General features: G+C 69.2%; 9 protein-coding genes. 2 read left to right on the top strand and 7 right to left on the bottom strand.

All coding sequences use genetic code 11. From position 1 onward, the window contains the following. Window positions 1-301 precede the first annotated feature (301 nt). Genes ACFVYA_RS32305 through ACFVYA_RS32285 form a run of 5 tightly spaced genes read right to left on the bottom strand, consistent with a single transcriptional unit; the run spans window position 302 to window position 9716 of the window. Window positions 302-1822 carry a hypothetical protein gene (locus tag ACFVYA_RS32305; RefSeq protein ID WP_387050401.1) on the bottom strand — a complete coding sequence of 507 codons (1521 nt, stop codon included), beginning with the start codon at window positions 1820-1822 and terminating at the stop codon, window positions 302-304. Window positions 1823-1839: 17 nt separating this feature from the next. After that, window positions 1840-4206 carry a GTPase-associated protein 1-related protein gene (locus ACFVYA_RS32300; protein WP_387050399.1) on the bottom strand — a complete coding sequence of 789 codons (2367 nt, stop codon included), beginning with the start codon at window positions 4204-4206 and terminating at the stop codon, window positions 1840-1842. Then, complete coding sequence (locus tag ACFVYA_RS32295; protein ID WP_387050397.1) at window positions 4203-5411, bottom strand: hypothetical protein; 1209 nt, start codon at window positions 5409-5411, stop codon at window positions 4203-4205. The genes ACFVYA_RS32300 and ACFVYA_RS32295 overlap by 4 nt, the downstream gene beginning before the upstream one ends. Continuing rightward, window positions 5389-8067: a hypothetical protein gene (locus tag ACFVYA_RS32290; RefSeq protein ID WP_387050395.1), complete on the bottom strand. Its 2679-nt coding sequence runs from the start codon at window positions 8065-8067 to the stop codon at window positions 5389-5391. The genes ACFVYA_RS32295 and ACFVYA_RS32290 overlap by 23 nt, the downstream gene beginning before the upstream one ends. Before the next feature lie 5 nt (window positions 8068-8072). Further along, window positions 8073-9716, bottom strand: coding sequence for an Hsp70 family protein (locus ACFVYA_RS32285; protein ID WP_387050393.1), 1644 nt, complete (start codon window positions 9714-9716; stop codon window positions 8073-8075). On the opposite strand from ACFVYA_RS32285, the gene ACFVYA_RS32280 reads away from it, so the two are divergent. After that, complete coding sequence (locus ACFVYA_RS32280; protein WP_387050391.1) at window positions 9652-15360, top strand: CHAT domain-containing protein; 5709 nt, start codon at window positions 9652-9654, stop codon at window positions 15358-15360. The genes ACFVYA_RS32285 and ACFVYA_RS32280 overlap by 65 nt on opposite strands. Here the strand turns inward: ACFVYA_RS32280 and ACFVYA_RS32275 are convergent. Continuing rightward, the gene (locus ACFVYA_RS32275) at window positions 15308-16894 is read right to left on the bottom strand and encodes an Hsp70 family protein (protein ID WP_387050389.1); all 1587 of its coding nucleotides are present in this window, start codon (window positions 16892-16894) and stop codon (window positions 15308-15310) included. The genes ACFVYA_RS32280 and ACFVYA_RS32275 overlap by 53 nt on opposite strands. An 86-nt stretch (window positions 16895-16980) precedes the next feature. Between ACFVYA_RS32275 and ACFVYA_RS32270 the strand changes: the two genes are divergently transcribed. After that, window positions 16981-18186 (top strand): TIR domain-containing protein, encoded by a 1206-nt coding sequence (locus ACFVYA_RS32270; RefSeq protein WP_387050388.1) that lies wholly within the window; start codon window positions 16981-16983, stop codon window positions 18184-18186. A 156-nt stretch (window positions 18187-18342) separates the two neighbouring features. Here the strand turns inward: ACFVYA_RS32270 and ACFVYA_RS32265 are convergent, their stop codons facing one another. Then, window positions 18343-18987 (bottom strand): Crp/Fnr family transcriptional regulator, encoded by a 645-nt coding sequence (locus tag ACFVYA_RS32265; RefSeq protein WP_387050386.1) that lies wholly within the window; start codon window positions 18985-18987, stop codon window positions 18343-18345. Window positions 18988-19767 lie beyond the last annotated feature (780 nt).

Genomic DNA, 19767 nt, shown 5'->3' with positions numbered 1-19767 from the left:
TGACACCGGCGGGCAGCCGATTGTGGGAGCGACTCACCGAGCACCTGGACCAGAGTCTGGCCGGACCCGGTCCTGCTGCCCAGTATCAAGTAGCCGATTGTCTACTGGCCCGGCCTTCAGCGTTCTGCGTACAAATACGCAGAACGCCCACCTCGTCAGATGACGTGGGACAAGACCGCCAGGACCACGCGCACGACAGCGATGACGAACAAGCAGGTCATGGTCAGCGCGCCGGCCAGTGCCGTCGCCGTGACGATCACAAACACCGACACACGCCACCGGCGGAAAGGGTCGTCTGCGGTCACAGCTTGAATCCCTGGGTCGCGAGCGTCCGTTCGGCCAAGGACTCGACACTGCTGTCCGCGGTGCCGTTCTCCGTCGCCAACGCCGAAGTCAGGAAAAACGAAACCGACTTGAAGTGGTTGTCCATCGTCCGCACCAGGTTGCCCTGGGATAACTTGTCCACGAGCCAGGCGCGGATGGAAGCGTCGTCAGTCCTGTCGACTGCACGCAGTGGTTCGCTGATCAGGTCGGCTTTGCTCAGCGCCACGATCAGGTGCACGTTGCCGAGGTCGATTCCCATGGCGATCACGGTCATCACCGTTTCGTCGAACGTCTTGGATGGTTCCTGCTGCGCGCGAATTTTTTCCATCTCAGGCCGGTGCGACTCGGCGATCGAAACCCAGAGCCGGTCGATCGACAGCGGGTCGACGACGAAGACGAACGTCTTGGCCACCCTGAGGTACTCCAGCTGCTGAATCTTCTCCGAACGGTGGAAGACCTCGCCCTGAGCGTCGAACACGTGCAGCAGCTTCTTCTGACCGCGCCGCGGCTTGACGTACATCGAGTACGCCGGAACGATCGTCGCGCCGCCGACCAGCGTCGTCTTCTCCGACCGGTTGGTCGTCACCAGGCCGCGCCACGCCTTGGTGGCGTTGCTACGCGTCTGGTCGTCGGCGTAGTCGAACGTGCCGCCGGTGCGGCCGGCGAGCGTCTCGATCGCCACGGTCAGCACGGTGATCAGCTGTGACTTCCCCGCGCCCGGCGCACCGAACAGCGGGATGACGATCTCGCCCACCATGCCGGTTTCCCTGGCCAGCTGCTTGTCGCAGTGCGGACACCAGCTTTCGAGCCGGTAATTCTTCGACAACGCCGTCGACGCCAGCCGGTACCCGCAGCCGCACGTGCGGTGCAGCACCCCATAGCGGCCGGGCCGGAGGTTGTGGTGCCGGACTTTGCACCCAGGGCAGGTGTATTCAGCCCGCGTGAACCGGTGTCCGCAGTTCCGGCACGTCATCGTCACCCCTCGCATGTGCTGCCCGAGCGCGTTCGCGCCCACCAGCACCCAAAGGAAGGCGTACTCGGCGACGAACAGCATGCCGAGCACGACGGCGTCGGCCAGCGCGAGCCCAGCGATCACCACCGCGGCGACCGCGGTGCCGATCAGCAGACCGGCACCGGCGACGCGCCGGAACGTGGTGTACTCCGGTTGCGGCGGGTTGGCCTGCGCCGGGTGCAGGACACGAAGCTTCTCCCAGCACGATTTGATCGTTTTGCCGACCTCGGACCAGACTCGGACGTTCGCGTGCCGGAAGTCGCGCCAAGACTGCCGGCGCAGATAACGCTCGTGGGCGTACTCGCGGTTCGCCACGCCTTTCGCCGGTTTCGGGATCTCCGCGGTGTGGGGCTCCTTGCCGAGGCCCATCGCCCGGGCGAAGGCGCGCCCGGCCGCGCCGAGGATGACGGTGACGTACCGGACGCCGTGGGCGGCGGGCCACGCCAGAACCAGGCAGACGACGACCGTCGCCGCGATGATCAGCATCGGCTGCTCCTCCTGCTCTACGGGCGTCTCGTCCGCGAACGGAAGGGCCAAAATCCCGTTCCGGTCCGCCGCGGCTGCTCGGCGAACCAGACCGCGGCCGCAGGATCCGTGCGCTCGATCAGGGCGACGACCTTCCGGACGTCCCTGCGCGGCAACCGGTCGCGCAAGGCCAACGCCACCCGCGAGATCTCGTCGAAGGCCGGACCGGAGGTGCGATCGCCGCTCATCCGGGCGATCTTCCACGCGACGAGGACGTGATTCTTGAGGTCGAGCAGCGAGGGCCGGCGGGCCGAGCCGTGGGCACGGAGATAGGCCTCCCGCACGTCGGGCAGCCGAACGAGCACCTGGGCCCGCAGGTGAGGCGGGACGTCATCGATCCTGCCGAGCAGGCACCGCACGATCATTTCGCGGCGTTGGGGACCGGAGGACCGGTAGCTGCGGCAAACGGCGTGGAGCAACGAACCGAACCTTTCCTCACCGGCGCCGGTCATCTCGTCGATCAGCCGCCTGACGGTGACGTGGGTGTCGATCCGTTCGCGGGCCGCCGCCGGCAGATCGGGGTGGAGACCGGCCGCGTCCAGCTGGCCGCACAACCGGTCGAAAAGGTGCTCCTCGCCCGCCACGGGTGGGCCGGTGACCGACCTCGTGAGCCACTCGAGCACGATCGGAGCGCGGCAGTCCTCCGGACGCAGGGCACTCAGCACATCCAGCGCCTCGCCGTGCGTCCAGCCACCCGACGGCCACAACAGCCGGAGCACCGCGACGTCGACGTCGACAGGAGTGATCTCCCGCAGTGCCTCGGCCGGGGTGAGCCTGCCGCGGCGGACGTCCGCGACCACGACGGCCGCGAGGAGTTTGTGTTCCTTGCCGGCCTCGAGCAGGTCGCCGATCCCCGAGCTGAGTGCGGCGACCACCGCGCCGATGTCCGTGCGGGCGACGGTGACGAGGTGGTCGACCGCGCCCCAGCACAGCGGGGGCCGCGCACCGAGGAGTGACCGGGTCCGCTCGTCTGTCCGGTTTTCGAGCACCAGCGGACCGAAGACGTGGTACCCAGTGGCGCGGAGGGTGTGCTCGCCGAGTTCGACCCCCGACCGAGCGGCCCACATCAGCGCTTCGACAACGTGCTCCGGGCTGGTTCGAGGCAGTTCCGCAGCCAGCGTGTGGCCCGCTCGGGTGCGCGCTTCGTCCGTGGACAGCTCGAGGCCGCCTTCGAATTCCCGCCGGCCACGGAGAGCGGACCGGAGGACCGAGTCGGCCCACTCCAGTTCGATCTTCCTCAGCAGGACCTGCGCCCCCACGGTTCGTGCGGCTTCGGAAAGACTCAGCAACGACGCGGCCGCGTCGGCGCCGGAAGCGGCGGCCGGCAGCACCCGGAGGCCGATGTCGGCGACGACGTGCGCGCCGAGCCGGCCGGCGCGCCCGGCCAGCCACGGTGCGACCGCGGCCGCATCGGCCGCCTCGCCGAAGCCCGGCTGCATGACGGCGGCCGCCACGACCGGGTGCCAGTCGTCCAGGCCTTGCTCGGTTCCGTCCGCCAGAGGTCCGGCTCGGTCCCACACCACCGGTGTGTGAAGCAGGCCGATTTCGGTCAGCAGTCCGGCCAAGCGGTGCGGGGTGATCGTGCTGCTGCGCTCGGCGACCATGTCGAAGAGCAGGTCGCTGTCGAACGCCGAGCGGTCCACGTCCGATCCCGGAACCGTGCCGACGACGTCGAGCCGGCTGTACTGCGGCTGATGCAGGTAGGTCGCGAACGACATCAGGCGTATCAGGTTTTCCGGGAGCAGGTAGGAGACGGCCGCGATCCAATGCGCGACGGCGTCGGCGTCGTGCTCGACGAGCACCACTTTGCGCTCGCCGTCGCGGACCGCCGCGTCGACCGCGGTGAGGAGGTCGGGCAGCCGTTCCCAGCAGGGGTGCGACCGCACGAACTCGTCGACGCTCGCTCGGTCCAGCCGTCCCCTCTGCGGTGGAGCGGGCAGTTCTGGCAGTACCGGGTCGAGCACGGCGACACTCGTCCAGAACGGCGCGCGCCACAGTTCGATCGGAAGCAAATCACCCAATGACGCTTCGACGTCCGCACTGACCAGGGCGTGTGCGAAGTAGTTGCCGAACCGGTGCGAATAGTCGTTGCCGACGAAAACGGTGTTGGCCAGCACCGTTCGCGGCCCCGGCCGGTAACACAAGTTGACCGGATAGCGGTCAAGCCGCGCCACCCCGGCCTCGATGACCAGCTCACGCGGCGGTTCGTAGCCGGCCAGGGCCTCGACGTCGGCCAGGACGTCCGGGCGCAGACCGGGCGTCGACGCGTTGAACTGGAAGCCCGGGTAACCGGCGAGGCCGTGCTCACAAGAGGTGTAGTAGAGCTGCCCGAACGCCGCGCTCATCGGCGGCCATCCTTGCCGATGACGCCGAACTCGGCCAGCAGCCACAGCAGCGGGTCCTCCACCCGCCAGCCGTGTGGGCTGGACACGCGCTGCATACCGTCGCCCTCGTCGTCCAGCCGGGGGCTTTCACCGAGTGCGGACAAGCCGAAGAAGCGGTAGCGCTCGAAGTTGTTCGCAAGCGAGGTCTCGAGGTTGTGGCCGGCCCAATCACGCAGCAGTGCTTGCATGTAACGGTGCACGGCCAGACCGTCGGCGTCGTCGAAAACCGGCCGGACGGACGGTGGGCGCGCCAGCGGGTTGCCTTCGGGCAGCGCGCCGGCGAGAGCGTCCATCTTCGTGAACGCGACGGCCAGCGGTTTGCCGATCTTTCGCTGGGCCGGCGCGGCGCCGCTGGCCCGCAGCAGCTCGATGATCCTGCTCAGCACCGCGGTGGGCCCGTCGGTGGCACCTCCTTCAACGGGGAGCAGGGCATCAGCGTCCGCGAGCGGGCGGGCCCCGCTCAGCTGCAACGGATCGAGCAGCAGGATGATGGCGTCGGCGCTGGACAGGTACCGCACGTTCTGGTCGACGCCGTGGTCTGTCCGCATGTCCTCGCCGGCTGTGTCGAAGAAGGACAGCGTAGTGCGGGTGACTTCGCGGGCACGCGATTTCGGGCGCCCGACGGCGAGGTTGAACACCAGAGGACGCCGCCCACCCGCGGTGGCGACCGCGGATTTTGTCGCCCCGAAGAGCTGGTGCCGCTCGTACAGCTGCTTCTCGTAGTCGTCTTCGAACCTCGTCCTGGTCGGGTCGTCCGCGCCGAGCAGTGAAGCGCCGAACCGCTCGCCGACCGAGTTCGCGAGCTCGTGGAGCAGCACCGTCATGTACACCGTCTTGCCGCTCTCCTTGGCCCCTACCAGGGCGATGAGCCGGTTGTCGATTTCGACGTACTGGACGGGAAGCATGCTGTGACAGCGAGGGCAGAGGCGGTGGTGGGTCACCGCCCCGCATTCGGGGTGCACGGCCTCCTGCCGGCGCCCGTCGGCGGCGAAGGGTGGGGGCTTGGGCTGGAACTCCCCCATCTGCTCACCCAGGACGTGGTCGACCGACGTCGAGCACCGCTTGCGGCGGCCGGCCAGCCCGGAGCAGCGGAACAGAATCTCCTTGACCCGGAAGCGCTGGTAGCAGTAGGGGCAGGTGAGATCATTGCGGTGTAGCGGGAACAAGGATCACCTCGGCGGGAACGGAGGAAGACGGATCGAGGAAGCAGGCGAGGCCGGACAAGGGACGCACCAGGACGTCGAGCGGCACCGAAACACGCTGGCCCTCCGCCAGCTCGCGCGCGCTGATCGTGGCGAGGGTGGTGCCACTGCCGGCACGCAGCGGGAGGATGCCGTCCTTGCGGTGGACGACCAGCACCGTCGGCAGGTGGCACGGCTGGTCGCTGGTGAGAACTACTTGGTGGCGCCGCCGGCCAGGCAGTCCCGTCGATTCGATCGAGTACCTGACCTTCGTCCGTTCGCCGGGCACCACGGCGGTCAGCACCGGGGATGATTCGTCGGCGCCCGGCCGGCCGGTGACGGTGCGCACCGAGACGGTAACCGATCCAGGACGCGCGGTGAACGTGGCGCCACCGGATGCGGTGTGGTCGCGCAGGGAAACGGGGAACTCGCCGAGGGGCGCCGACGGTGAGCCGGTCGCGGTCGGCCACCACGCCACGCGAGCCCGGCTCGCTCCCGGCGGCCAGGTCCAGAAGAGCCGGATGACGTCGCCGTGGCGCCAGGTTCGCAGGTCGCTGACCGGATCGAGCAGCGACACCGTCGTGCCGGCCCCGATCGCGGCCCAGTCCCCCGAGACGGTGATCGCGGTCAGCACCACCCGGCCCTGCGGAGGCCGGAACACGAGGTGGTCGTATCCTCGGTCGTCGGTTGTCACCCCACCGCCGATCACCTTGCCGATGCCGGTGGCGGCGGCCCGGGGCACGACCGTCCCGACCGGCCATTCGGGTTTCCCGGCCGAGACCCTGATCTCCGCGGTTCCGCTGCGCGGTGAGGACCAGCTCAGCTCGACGACCGAAGCCCCGCCGTCCTTGGCCGCCGTCCATCGCAGCTCCTCGATCGCTGTCGGCGGCGCGGTCGGTGTGGCGAGGGCACGGACGGGAACGGATCGCCGTTCCTCGCCGGACGGGGACCGGTAGAGCGCGGTGACCGCGTACTCGTAGGTCATCCCCGCCCGCACCGCCGGGTCGGTGAACATCGACATCCCCCGGGCCGGCACGGCCACGCTATCGCCGGAATCCACCGCGCTCCGCGTCACGAGCACACCCGAGGTCCCGGACGCCGTTTGCCAGGAACCAGCGACCGCCTGCTCCGTCGCGCGGAGTTCGAGGTCGGTCACCCCCGGCACCGACTCGACCGGGGAAGCGGCCACGCCCGCCGACCAGGCTTCGCCTCCCCGCGACGCGAAGACGGTGTAGCAGACGGGCACCGCGGGGGGTGGCAACTCATCTTCGGCTTCGTTTCCCGCGGTCTCGGCGATCGTCGTCCCCGCCGAGCTGGTCACCGCGGGAGTCTCCGCCGTGCGGACGACGCGGTAACGCACCCCGGGCGTCCTGGACCTGCTGGGTGCCCATCGGACGTGGATCCGCCCGCGGAGGCCGTCGATCCCGGCCGTCACCTCTCCCGGCGGTGGCGGCAGGATGGCCGCCAGCCGCGCCCGAAGGCTTTCGTCGTCCGCGGCCGACGCCGCCGCCTCGGCCAGCAGCGCGGCAGCGTCCTCGGAATCGTCGTCGGCCAGCGCTCTTTCGGCTTGGCGCGTGAGGTCGGCGACCCGACGCACGATCGCATCGAGTTCGGCCCGCTCCTGGGCGCATTCGGTGGCCGGCACTTCGTCGAGCAGGCTGCGCGCCTCCTTCAGCTCACCGCATCGGATCGCCTCGGCGATCCGCCGGGCCACGGTGTCGTCCCGGACCGGGCGGCCGGTGCCTGCCGTCAGCGTGACGACCAGCTCCGCCGCCTCCGCCGCGTCCAGCCCGAGATCGGTGGCACTCTGGGTCACCACCCGCACCGGCAATCCCGCTTCGACGTCAGGGCGCAGCTGTTCGGTCACCTCCCACAGGAACAGCTTGTGCAGGGCGTCGGTCTGCTCGGCGAGCCCGATGAGGATCGAAAGCACCGTCTCCACGGCGGTCTTGTGCTCGTCGTGTTTGCTCCGCGAATTATTTTCCCGCAGGGAGTTCAGTTCCGCGTGCGTCACGGTCTTCCCGTCGGCCGCGAGCCGGAAGCCGTCCTTGAGCCGGAACCCCGCGCGCACCGCCTCGGCGCCGAACACCACGTCAGGTGAGAGCCGGCTCCCGAGCGCCCTCAGCGGCCCGGTCAGCGAGCGCGCCGAAGGAGTGGGAGGACCGGCCGGGAGCTCCCACGGCGGCTCGATCACCGTGATGTTCTTCTCCGCCAGTGCCGCCCGCACCTCGGGCTCGGTGAAGGCCCCGTCCAGCATGGCCAGCAGTCGGCGCAGACCCGACACGGTCAGGCACGATGCCGACTCGGCGACGGCGGCGATCCGGTCGTCCATCCTGGCACGCGCTCGGCTGCGGCCTTCCGCGTGCTGCTTGGTGAAGGCATCGAGAGTGAGCTGGCCACGCCGGCTCAGGTCGGTGTCGGCGGTGAGCAGCGCGGTGGCGAGCGGGAGGTACTTGCGCTGGTGTTTCAGGGACCGCCAGAACTTCACCACGGCCGCGACCCGGCGCTTGAAATCCTCGGGGTCGCGGACCCGGTTCGGGTCGATGTCGTACCGGAGGAACAGGTCCGCCGGGGGGACGTTGCCCGCCCGCCGGGCCGCGTCCAGCACGGTGTCCCGGTAGGTGTCGAACTCGGACGGCATCGAAGTTACCCACCGACCGAGTACCGAGCGACCGCGTCCCGCGCCTGCGCGACTTCGTCACGGTTGAGCCCGCCGATGAGCAGTTCGATGTCGAGGTCCTCGCCGGTGGTCGTCTCCACGGCGTGCACGCGCAAGGTGCCGTTTTGGGCCATGCTGAAGGTCACGTCGATCGGTGAGCCCTTGGACAACGGCGGAAGGTTCGCGATGCGGCCTTCGCCGATCAGGTTGTTGTGCTCCAGATCCGCCGAGGCCACCGCGCCAGCCTGCTCCCAGACCTCGATCAGGATGCTCGTCTGGTCCGGGTGGGCCGTCACGTACCGCTGGACGGGCGGCGTGGCCGGCAGAATGTCGTTGGCCTTGATCAGGTGGTCGACGTAGGAATCGGTGAGGCTACCCTGCCGCAGCGCCTTGATGCCGAAGGCCCGGGGCGCGACGGTCACCACTTTCTTTTCCGAAAGCCGGCGCACCTCTTCGGGGTCGATACCCAGCTGGTCGGCGATCTTCGCGACGGTTGCCGGCGCTGCGTCGTCCCCCTCCGGGAAAGCGGTCTTGACCGTCTGGATCAGCGCGAACAGCGCGGCCCCCTTGGCCACGGCCAGGTCGGGATCGTGCAGCCGGGGTTCGAACCCGAACCGCGACCGCAGCCCGGCGGCGACCGCCGGCAGCCGGGCCGAGCCGCCGACGAGCAGAACGTCGTCGAAGTGGTCGACGCCTTTCACCTTGGCGGTCTCGATCGTCCGCGCTGTGATGCCGAAGGTGCGTTCCAGCAGGTCCGCGGTCAGCTGCTCGAACCGTTCGCGGGTGAGCTCGGCGGTCGCCACCTCGCTCGCGAAACGCATCGGCTGCTTCTGGCCGGTCCTCCGCGACAGCGCCTTCTTCATCTCTTCGGCCGAGGTCGCGAGGCTCTGCAGGAAATCCTCGTGCTCGCCGGCGGCCGAGCCGGGGTTTTCGGCGAGAAAGCGCTCCAGCAGCCACGAACTGATCCGGTCATCCCAGTCCGCACCGCCGAGGTGGTGGTCGCCGTCGGTGCAAACGACGCTGATGTCGTTGCCCACCAACCGGATGACGGTGGTGTCGAACGTTCCGCCCCCGAGGTCGTAGACCAGGATCGTACGGTCGCCACCACCGGCGGCGTCGTAGTGCAGGGCGGCGGCGACCGGTTCCGGCACGACGTCGACCACGTTGAGCCCGGCGATCTCGCCGGCGTGCCGGGTCGCCTCCCGCTGGCTGACGCCGAAGTAGGCAGGCACGGTGATGACGACGTCGCGAACCGGCTCACCGAGTTCGGCAGTGGCAGCGGCGGCAATTTCGCGGAGGATGAGCGCGGAGATCGATTCCGGGCTGTGCTCCGTGCCGTGGAACGACAGCGTCGTCTTCTCCCCCATGTCGCGCTTGACCAGCGAGGCAACGAGTTCGGGATTGGTCTTCTGCGAGTTCTTCGCGATGCGGCCGACGATCACGTTGTCCTCGGTCTCGAAGAACACCACCGACGGTGTGGTGTCCTCCCCGATGGCGTTCTTGACGATCGTCGGGCGTCCGCTGTCGTCGACGTAGGAGATGCACGAGTAGGTGGTGCCCAGGTCGATGCCGAAGGTCCTCGACGGCTTTTTCGCGGCCGGGTCGATGTGTTCGTGTGCAGGGGCGTTCACCGGAGCGGATCTCCTCGAAAAGGGTCGATGCCAGCCAAATCAATCACAAGACGTATTTGCGTCCTGGTCAACTTTATTGCGCCGGCGACGATACCCCGATCGGCGGCGGATAGGGGGGATTGGTCACCGATTCGGCCGAACGCGGGAAGTGAGGAATCGTTTTTCCGGCGCAGACTTGCCGATCCGCTCCCCGCGGTGTCACCATGGTCACCCTCACCGAAAGGACGCCGATCTGACCCGTTGGGATGTCTTCGTTTCCTACTGCAAGGCGGACCGGCGGTTCGCCGAAAACCTCGGCCACGAACTGGAAGCACTCGGTCTCGGCGTGTTCCTGCGAGCGTGGGACATCACGCCGGGCGAATCCGAAATCGGGCGCACCGACGAGGGCATCGCCGGGGCGGACAGTGCCGTCATCGTCGTCGGGCACGCTTCGCACGGGGTGACCGAGGAATACCGGACCCTCGCCCATCTGTTCAACGCCAGACGGTTGCGCAGGCTGGTCCCGGTTCTCCGGGCGGACGGCCTGGAGGTGCACCTTCCGCCCCACCTGAGCGACCAGGTACCGCTCAGCTTCGCCGACGTGGCGGACAACGAGGCTTTTCGTGCGCGTGTGGGGATCCTGGCCGACGCCTTGCGCGACCGCCGCGCTCGCGGCGCCGTCGAGACTGGCTTCCTGGTGCCTCCCGACACAGCCCGCGTCGTGGATTCGCCGGTGTGGACGACCCTGCGCGTCGGCCCCCGGGAAGCGGTTCTGGTCGTGGAGGGCAGGGATGCGGTCTCCGCGGCCCACGAAGGACCGACCCAGGCGTTGCGCAACGCGTTGTGGACGATGGACCGGGTGCGGCGCAGCGCCGACCGGACCTTTCGCGCCCACGAGCCGGGCGGGGGCGGTGCCACGGCGCCCGATCTCGATGCCGCCTGCCGTGCCGTCGGCCGTCGGCTGGCTGAGGACTTCCTCACGGGCCCGGTGCTCACCGCAGTCCGCGAGCACCTGGACGAGGTCGCGCGGTCGGGGCGGATCGTCCACTTCGCCCTGCACCTCGACGACGGACTGAGCGACCTGCCGTGGGAGAGCGTCGTGCTCCCCGGCGACCCGGCTCCCCTGTGCCTGCAGGCTTCGGTGCGCCTGTACCGGTACGTCGCGGGCCTCGGGCCCACCGTGCGGCCCGACGTGCCCGGACCGCTGCGTGTACTGGCTGTCGTGGCGAGCCCGGACACCGGCGGCGGGGAGCTGCTGGACTACGAGTACGAGCTCTCGCGGATCCTTGACGAAGTCGAAGCCGCCCGCCAGGACGCCGGCGCGTACGTCCGGATCCTCAACTGGGGCTCTCTGGCGGCGATCCGCGAGGCGCTCACCGAAGAGCGCTTCCACGTCTTGCACGTCTCCTGCCACGCCCGGCCGGGTGAGCTGCTGCTGGAAACCGAGGACGGCGGGGTGGACCGGGTCCGTGCCGAGCGGTTCGCGGACGAACTGGCCGTCACCGGGAAGCCCGTGCCCCTGGTGGTACTGGCCGGGTGCTCCACCGCCCAGGCCGGCCGGGCGGACGGCCTGCCCAGCGTCGCTCACGCATTGCTGAACCGCGGGGTGCCTTCGGTGCTGGCGATGACGGCCTCGGTGAGCGACGACTACGCCACGGAAATGCTCGCGCGCACCTACCGGGAGCTGGCCACGCAGCGCGACGGGTCCGACCCCCTCGCGGCTGTGACGATCGCGCGCCGGGAACTCGAGCGGCGCCGGAAGGACGACCGGCGCCGGCTGCTCGCGGAATGGGCCACCCCGGCCTATTTCCAGCGCGTGCGCGGCGGCGACCTGATCGGCCCCGGGAAGCACGAGGAACCCGGCCGCCCGGCTCACCGGCCCGGGCTGCGGGGCGTCGTGGATCTCCGGCTGGGCGATTTCGTGGGACGGCGGGCGGAGCTGCGCGAACTGGTCCGGACGCTGCGAGAGAGCGGTGGTGTGTTCATTCACGGCATGGGCGGGGTCGGCAAGAGCAGTCTCGCCGCCCAGCTGGTGCACATGGTGTGCGACGAGCGGACCGTCCTGGTCACGCTGCACGGCCGGTGCACCGTCGACCGGGTGCTGCGCACCGTCGCCAAGCGCCTGCGCCACCAGCGCGGCAGCGATCGGGAGGTCCTCGCCGACCTCGAGGACGACGAGGTGCCGTGGTGTGAGCGGCTTGACGACTTCGCGGAGTACGTCCTTCCGTCGCTGCGTTCCGGAATCCTGCTGGTGCTGGACGACCCCATCGGTGATCCTCTGGAGGCCGGGACCCCGGACGGCAGCGAGTACGGCGAACCCGAAGCAGGTCTCGGGGACTTCCTCGACGCGTGGCTCGGGCTGGGGAAGCTCGCCCGGCTGATCGTGACCGCGCGGCACCGAGAACCGCTGACCGTCAGTGCAGGGCACCGCCTGCGCGTTCACCATCTCGGGCCGCTGTCCGCGGCCGAGACCAGGAAGCTGATCTTCCGGCTTCCCGCTCTGGACCGGCTGCAGCCGGCGGACCGGCGGCGCGTCCACCACGACCTCGGCGGTCATCCGCGGGCCCTCGAGTACCTGGATGCCGTGCTCCGTGGTGGCCGGCCGCTGGAAGCCAGGAAAGGGTCCGGCGCGCAGTTCGACGGCGTAATGAAACGGATCGACCTGGCGCTGCAGGCCGAAGGACTCGACAGCGGGTCGTGGTGGCGGGAACGCACCCTCGACACCGCCCTTGCGGAAACGGTGGCGATCACCGCGTCCGACGTGCTGCTGCACCGGCTGCACGACGAACTGACCGCATCGTTTCCCTTGGCCGCCGAGCTGTTCGTGGCGGCGTCGGTGTACCGGGTCCCGGTCGACGCGGCCGCGTTGCTGTGGGTCGTCACGCCCGTCCGGCCCCTGGACGACGACCCCGCGATGCGCGACCGGCTCACCGAGGCGCACCGGGCACTGCGCGAGGGACGCGGATTGCCGCGGGCCCAGTGTGAGCAGCTCATCCGCGACCTCGCCCTCATGGCCCAGCCGCCCGAGCGTCCCGGCCTGGCCGCCGCCCGCGACCGGCTGCTGGAGCTGACGTTGCTCGCGCCGATCCGGCAACCGGCGGACGACGGCGGTCCGCCGCCGGAGCAGTACCTGGTCCACCGCTGGACAGCACGGGAACTGACGCGCCACGTGGATCCCGCGGCCCTGGCCGCGGCGCACACACGGGCCGCCGCGTACCACCGGTCGCGAGCCCAGCTGTGGGTACGGGAACCGACGATGCAGATCGAGCTCCTGGAGGAAGCCCGCCACCACAGCTGGGCAGCGGGGCTGGCAGCGCAAGCGGTGGCTGTGACCGCGGAGATGTGCTCGGTCCTGGACCGGCTCGGCAGGCAGGACTGGGAATGGTCTCTGTGCGAGGAGGTCATCGAGCGCATCGGCCCGGACTCACCGGACGTGCGTGTCTTCCACCACCGAATGTCCGTCATCGCCCTGCGGCGACACGCGCTCCCGGCCGCCGAATCGTGCCAGCGCAAGGCGATGCCGGAAACTACGGGCGACAGTATCGCCACGGCGGTCGGCTTCCAGCAGCTCGGCACGATCGCCCAGCTGCGAAGCGACAACAGCGGGGCCGAGGAGGCTTACCACCGGGCGATGGCGATCGTCCGCGAGGCATCGGTCGCCGACCGGATCGACGCCCGCGTGCTTCTCGCCGGCTGTTACCAGCGGCTCGGCGGCCTGGCGCTCGGCCGTGGCGACGACGACAGCGCCGAGCGGTTCAGCCTGGGTGCTCTCGAACTGGCCGGCGAGATCGAACAGGAGGCGGCGGACACGTCGGCCAACCTCGAGCTCGCCGCGGTGGCCGCGGCCATCGGCGAGGTCGAGGAGGCCCAGCGCCACGGCCTACTGGCCCTGGAGATGGCCGCGGCAGACCTCGACATGTGCCGGCTGGTCGCGGCGGCGTCGCTGCAGCTCGGGGCGGTGTCACTGACCAGGCGGTTGCTCGACGAGGCAGAAGAACACCTCGAGCTGGCGGAAAGCCTCGCGGTGGAGGCGCACGACATTCCGCTGCAAGCATCTTGCTTGCAGCTGCTCGGCGAGGTCCAGGTGAACCGGCTCGAGTACGAGAACGCGAGGTCCACCTACGAGATGTTCGCCGAGTGCGCCGACGCCCTCGACGACCGGCGCGGCCGGATCGTCGCCCACCAACAGCTGGGCCGGATCCACGCCGCGCTGGGCGATCCCGCGGGCGCCCGGGAAGCACTGGTCTTGGCGATCACACTCTCGGAACGCTTGGGCAGCGACCAGCTCGTCGCCACCACCAGGCTCGCTCTCGGCGGCATCCTCGTCGGTGCCGGCGAACTCGACCACGCGACCGGACAGTTCGAGCTCGCGCACGCGACAGCCGAGCGCATCGGGGATCAGGGGCTCGCCTTGGCGTGCGTGCTCCAGCTCGCACTGATGCGGCTGCGCCGCGGTGACCTCACCGGCGCGCAGGAGCTGTTCGAAGACGGCGTCGGCCGTGCTCACGCACTCAGCAGCACCCGCACCGGGGCGACCTGCCTGCTCGCTCTCGGGCTCATCGCCCGCGAGCGGGGTGCGGTTGCTCAAGCGGTGCGGTGGTACGAAGCCGCCCTCGACACCGCCTCGGCCGAACACAACCCGCGAGTCGAGGCCGAGTGCCTGGCCCGGCTCGCGGACATCGAACTGGACGAAGGCGACAACAACGGAGCGGAAAAGCTCTACGACCGATGCCTCGCCTTACTCGGAACAGTCAGTGCGCCGCACCTCAGAGCCGATGTGCTGCGCCAGCTCGGGCGATGCCGGCTGTACCGGGGTGAACCACGCAGGGCGGCCGATGCCCTGGCCCGCGCGGCGGAAGCGTTCACCGAGCTCGCGGAGCCGGTTTGGGTGCTGTCCTGCCTGGTGTGCCTCGCCTGGGTCCTCCCCCGGGCCGGTCGCCCACAGCAGGCCGCCAACGTGAAACGGCGGGCTGCCGGCATCGACCCGGCCGGGTTGCCACCCCAGCTCGAGGTGGCCCGGCTGCTGCTCGCGGGCGAACACGCGGCGGAGACCGGGAACCGTACCGCCGCAGGTGTTTTCTTCCGGAAGGCGTTGCACTCTGCCCGTGAGACCGGCGAACCGCAGCTCCTGGTCGACTGCCTGTGGCACCAAGGCCGGCTCGCCCGGGAGGACGGCCGGATCGCCGAAGCCAGGTCGTCGGTGGAGCACGCGCTGGAAATCGCCGAACGCGAGGACGACCAGATGCTGATCGTCCACCTACTGCGCGAACTGGGCCTGGTCGTCGCCGTGCAGGGGGACCGCGAACGGGCGCGGCGGCTCCACTTCCGGTCGGCCGAATACGCCGCGAGGCTCGGTGAGCGCGAAGCGCTCGACTGTGCCGAAGCGCTGGCGCAGGACGGAGGCACGAGCGACGTCCTCGACCGGGTGGCCGCCGCCGGCGACGACTTCGCCGAGCTGCTGTCGTTGCGGCGGGTCCGCGCGGTGGACACCGGCGCGGTGTTCGACGACCGGATGGCCGCCTACGCGGGCGCCCCGATGGACGAGATCGTCACCGGTCTCGTGCCGCAGTTCTCCGGCGTTTCCGGGGTGCCTTCCGTGGTTTCCCCGTCCGTCACGTCAGTCTTGCGACGTCATCTCGGGCCCGGGCCACCTGCCGCTCGGTGAGGTCCCCGATCCTGATGTCGACGGTGGCCGTGCCGCGGGTCTTGATCTCCAGCACGTCGACGTTCAGGACGCCGTCGGCGTCGAGCTTGAACGTGATGTCGACCGGAGATCCTTTGCGCAGCGGCGGCAAGCGGCTGACCACTGTTTCGCCGATGCGCTTGTTGTGCTCGGCCTCCTCCGACTCGACCGACCCGGCTTGCTCGTAGATGAGCACCTGGATCGAGGTCTGATCGTCGTGGGCGGTGACAAACTGCTTACGTTTCTGCACCGGCAACGCGGTGTTGGCGCTGATCAGGTGGTTGACGAGGAACGAGTCGCCGTCCGGGTCGGCCGGGTCGACGACCGCGACGCCGAACGCCCGGGGCACGACGTTGGTCACGGCCCGCTCCGCCGTGGCGCGGACGACACCTTCGGGCAGATCCATCGCGCGGGCGATCTCGGCAGCAGGCGAATCGTCGCCGACCGGCCTGCGCAGCCGCACTGACTCGTGCAGCGCGAACCACGCCGCGCCCTTGGCGACGGCGAGGTCGGGCTCGTGCAGCTTCGGCACGAAACCGAAACGCTCGCGCAGTGCGGTGGCGATCGCGGGCATCCGCGTGGACCCACCGACGAGCAGTACCTCGTCGTAGTGGTCGACACCGCGCTCGTGGGCGAGACCGAGCGTGCGTTCGGTGATCGCCATCGTCCGTTCGACGAACTCGGCGGTGATCGCTTCGAAGTTGTCGCGCCGCACCTCCACCACGGCGGTGTGGTCCCCAAAGGTCATCCGGTGCCGGCACGCCTGCCTGCTGGTCAGCGATTGCTTGAGCTCTTCGGCGTGCAGGGCGATGTCCTGGAGGAACTTTTCGTCGTCCTCGGCGCCGGAGTCCGGGAACTGCTCGGTGAACAGTTCGCACAGGTGCGCGGCAAGCCGGTCGTCCCAGTCCGCGCCGCCGAGCTGGTGGTCCCCGTCGGTGCACACCACCGTGACCTCCCCGGGACCGAGGCGGATGACGGTCGTGTCGAAGGTCCCGCCGCCGAGGTCGAAGACGAGCACGGTCCGAGTCGCGCCGGTGTCGTGCACGCCGTAGAAGAAGGCTGCGGCAACGGGCTCCGCCACCACGTTCACCACGTTGAGCCCGGCGATGGCACCCGCTGCCTTGGTCGATTCCCGCTCCGCGACACCGAAGTAGGCGGGCACGGTGATGACCACGTCCTTGACCTCTTCGCCCGTGGCCTCCCGCACCGAGCTCACCAGGTCGTCGAGGACGAACGCAGAGATCCCTTCGGGCGTGAAAGACCGGTCGTGGAAGTCGAGTTCGGCTTCTGGACGGCCTATTTCCCGTTTGATCCGGGACACGACCAGGTCAGGGTGGGTGAGCGCAGCCTTTTTGGCGTCGTCGCCGACCACGACGTGGAACGGTGACTCGAAGTAGACGACGGACGGTGTCACTTCACGACCGAGCCGGTTCCGGATGATCTCCGGCCGGCCGGAGCTGTCGACGCGGGCAATGCACGAGTAAGTCGTTCCGAGGTCGATTCCGTAGATGGTCATCTGTTCCCCAAGTCGACGAGTATGGTGCCGTTCGAGGCGACTCGCTGGCCGCCTCGAAATCAATCATGTGATGCTTTTCGAATGTCGTGGTCGATACGGTTCCGGCAATAGTAGCTTTGTTGCGGACGCCGGTTCTGACGGGAGGAAAAATGGATGTGCTGACGGCTGGCGACGGACAGCCGGTTGCGGTGACCGTCGTCGTGCTCGATGCAGTCGGGTTCAGCCGGCACGGCACCTTGGTGCAGCTGAGGTGGCGGGACGGCATCCGTGAGGCCCTGGCCGCAGCGATGCGGGCCGCGGGGATATCCGCCGATCAGTACCGGGCCGAGGACCGCGGTGACGGCTTCCTGGTGCTGGTGTCGGGCGCGGTGCCGAAACCGCGCGTGGTCGCCGACTTCGTCCGGGAGATGACCGGCCTGCTCGCCGAACACAACCGGACCCGCAACGCCGCGGGGCGGATCCGGCTGCGCGTCTCCGTCCACCACGGCGATGTCGTGTTCGACAAGATCGGCTTCGCCGGCGATTCGGTCGTGGTCGCCTCGCGCTTGATCGACTCGCCGCCCATCCGCCGTGTGTTCGAGGCCGACGACGACGCGGACCTCGCACTGATCGTGTCCGAGGAGATCTACGGGTCCACGGTGGCCGAGAGGTTCCGGGGACTCGTCCCCGAGACGTTCCGGCACGTCGACGTCCTGGTGCCCAAGTTCACCGGTTCGGCCTACGTCCACGTGCCGGGGCGCGCTGCCGCTCCGGCGGAACCGGGCCCGCCGGCAGCCGAAGCGGGTCCGCCCGGCCCCGGACCATCCACGCCGGCCACCGGGCCGTGTCCGCCGGGAGAGTCGGTGGTCGCCTGGGACTTCCTGGTGTCCTACGCACCCGAGCAGGAGCGATGGGCGGAATGGATCGCCTGGGAGTTGACCGCCGCCGGGCACCGGGTGCACATCGAGGCGTGGGACGCGGTGGCCGGGACGCACGACGCACAGCGGCTGCACGATGCGGTCCGGTGGTCGACACGCACCCTCGCCCTCTTGTCACGGGACTACCTGCGGTCGGACGAGGTGGGCACGGAGTGGCAAGCAGCGTGGTCAGCCGACCGCGACGGCATGCGGCGCAAACTGATCCCGGTACGGATCGAGCCGTGCGAACCCGACGGCCTCCTTCGCGGCATCAAGTACATCGACTTGGCCGGTCTTCCCCAAGCTCACGCACGCCGGAAGCTTCACGCCGAGATCCAGGCGTCGATCCTCGGACGTCGGCCGAGGACGCCGGCACGGCCACTGTTCCCGGGATGAGGACGGTCTGCGTATTTGCACGCGGAAGCCGGCTCGGGCCGGCGCTGTCCCTTGGGGGAGGATGAGAGGAACTGGTCCGCTCCACGCCGTTGTCCGCAGTGGGGGCCGGTCCGCTGCTCACGGCGATCGGGCTGTTTCTCTGGTCAAGCCGGCGAGCTACCCCGGCAGGAGATCGTCGGTGATCATGCTGAGCGTATCCAGGCTCAGGATCTCGATCCGCCGACGGGACGTCCGCACCGCACCGAGTTCACGCAGGTGACGGAGAGCCTTGACCACTGCTTCTCTCGAAGCTCCGGTCGCCTGAGCCAGTTCCGCCTGCGACAGCGGCACCTGGATGGCGGCACCGTCACGACCGACGAAGCCATGACGCCCGGCGAAGTCCGCCAGCAGCCGGGAAGTCCGGTGCAGCACGGCATAGGCGCCCAGTTCCAGCCGGTGCGCGTCGGCTTCGCGCAGCCGCTCGGTCACCATTCGCAGCATCGCGAACGCCCGAGCGCCGTCCTTCATCAAGAGGCTCCGGAAGGCGGCACCCGGCAACACGGTGGCAGTGACCGAGGACAGCGCGGTGATAGTCGCGGACCGCGACCTGCCATCAATGGCGGCGATTTCGCCAAGCAGCTCACCCGGCCCTCTGATCGCCAAAACGACCTGCCGCCCAGCAGGGGAAGAAAGGGAAACTTTCACACTACCGACTTCGATGATGACGACGTGATCCGAATTGTCGCCTTCGTGGAGAACCGTCGCACCGGCCGGCCAGCTGCGCCGCACTCCCTGCCCGCGCAGATCATCCAGCCAAACCATGCTCGACTCCGATCCGTCGTCCACAACCAACCTCGACTCGGTCGCCCTATCTTTACAGTCAGTGACCGCAGGCAACGGCACCCATCACGCGAATGTCCTAGATCTGACCATCACTTCGCACCGGAACATGATCGATCCGGAAGTACCCGGTGGCCAGGACCAGCGGGGGGTGAACGCCGAGGTGAAGCTGATGCCGAAGACGTTGCGGCCGAATGGGGAATGTGCACCGCCAGGGACGACCGTTGGGTGAGCAGCGAGGCGACGGCGACGAGGTTTTCAAGAGTCAGCCGCCGTGTCATCCGACCGGGCGACCGCTCCGGCCACGAGTGGTCGAGGGTGCCACGCGAGACGGCTCAGCCGTGAGGCGTACCGTCTTCGAGCCCACGTCCCAAGTACGTGATCCCAACTCGCCCCCCTTCGAGACCGAGGTCGTCGCCCCCATCCGACCACGCCCGCGGATTGCGTTTCGCGTTCTACGACGACACGTCAACCATGCGCCATCGCCTACTTCGACGCCCGCGCTCCCCGCTGCGTGTCGATGTCGCCGAAGTACCAGCAACCGGCCGGCCGTTGGCCACTCGCGGCGAGGGAGCGAAGCCCCGCTCTCTCTGTGGCCCGGAACTGCACCTCAACCGGACCGGTGGCAATCGTCGAACTGGATCGAATTCCCGGAACCCGAGATACCGGCGTAGTTGCGGTCGAGCCGCTGCGTTGGTCGATCACGGCCAGGCTGGTCGTCCAAGCCGCCAAACGAATGTCTCGCCAATTCGCCCAACTCGA

The organism is Amycolatopsis sp. NPDC058278 (genome assembly GCF_042881395.1).
GTDB lineage: Bacteria > Actinomycetota > Actinomycetes > Mycobacteriales > Pseudonocardiaceae > Amycolatopsis.
This window is presented reverse-complemented; position numbering and strand designations above follow the sequence as displayed.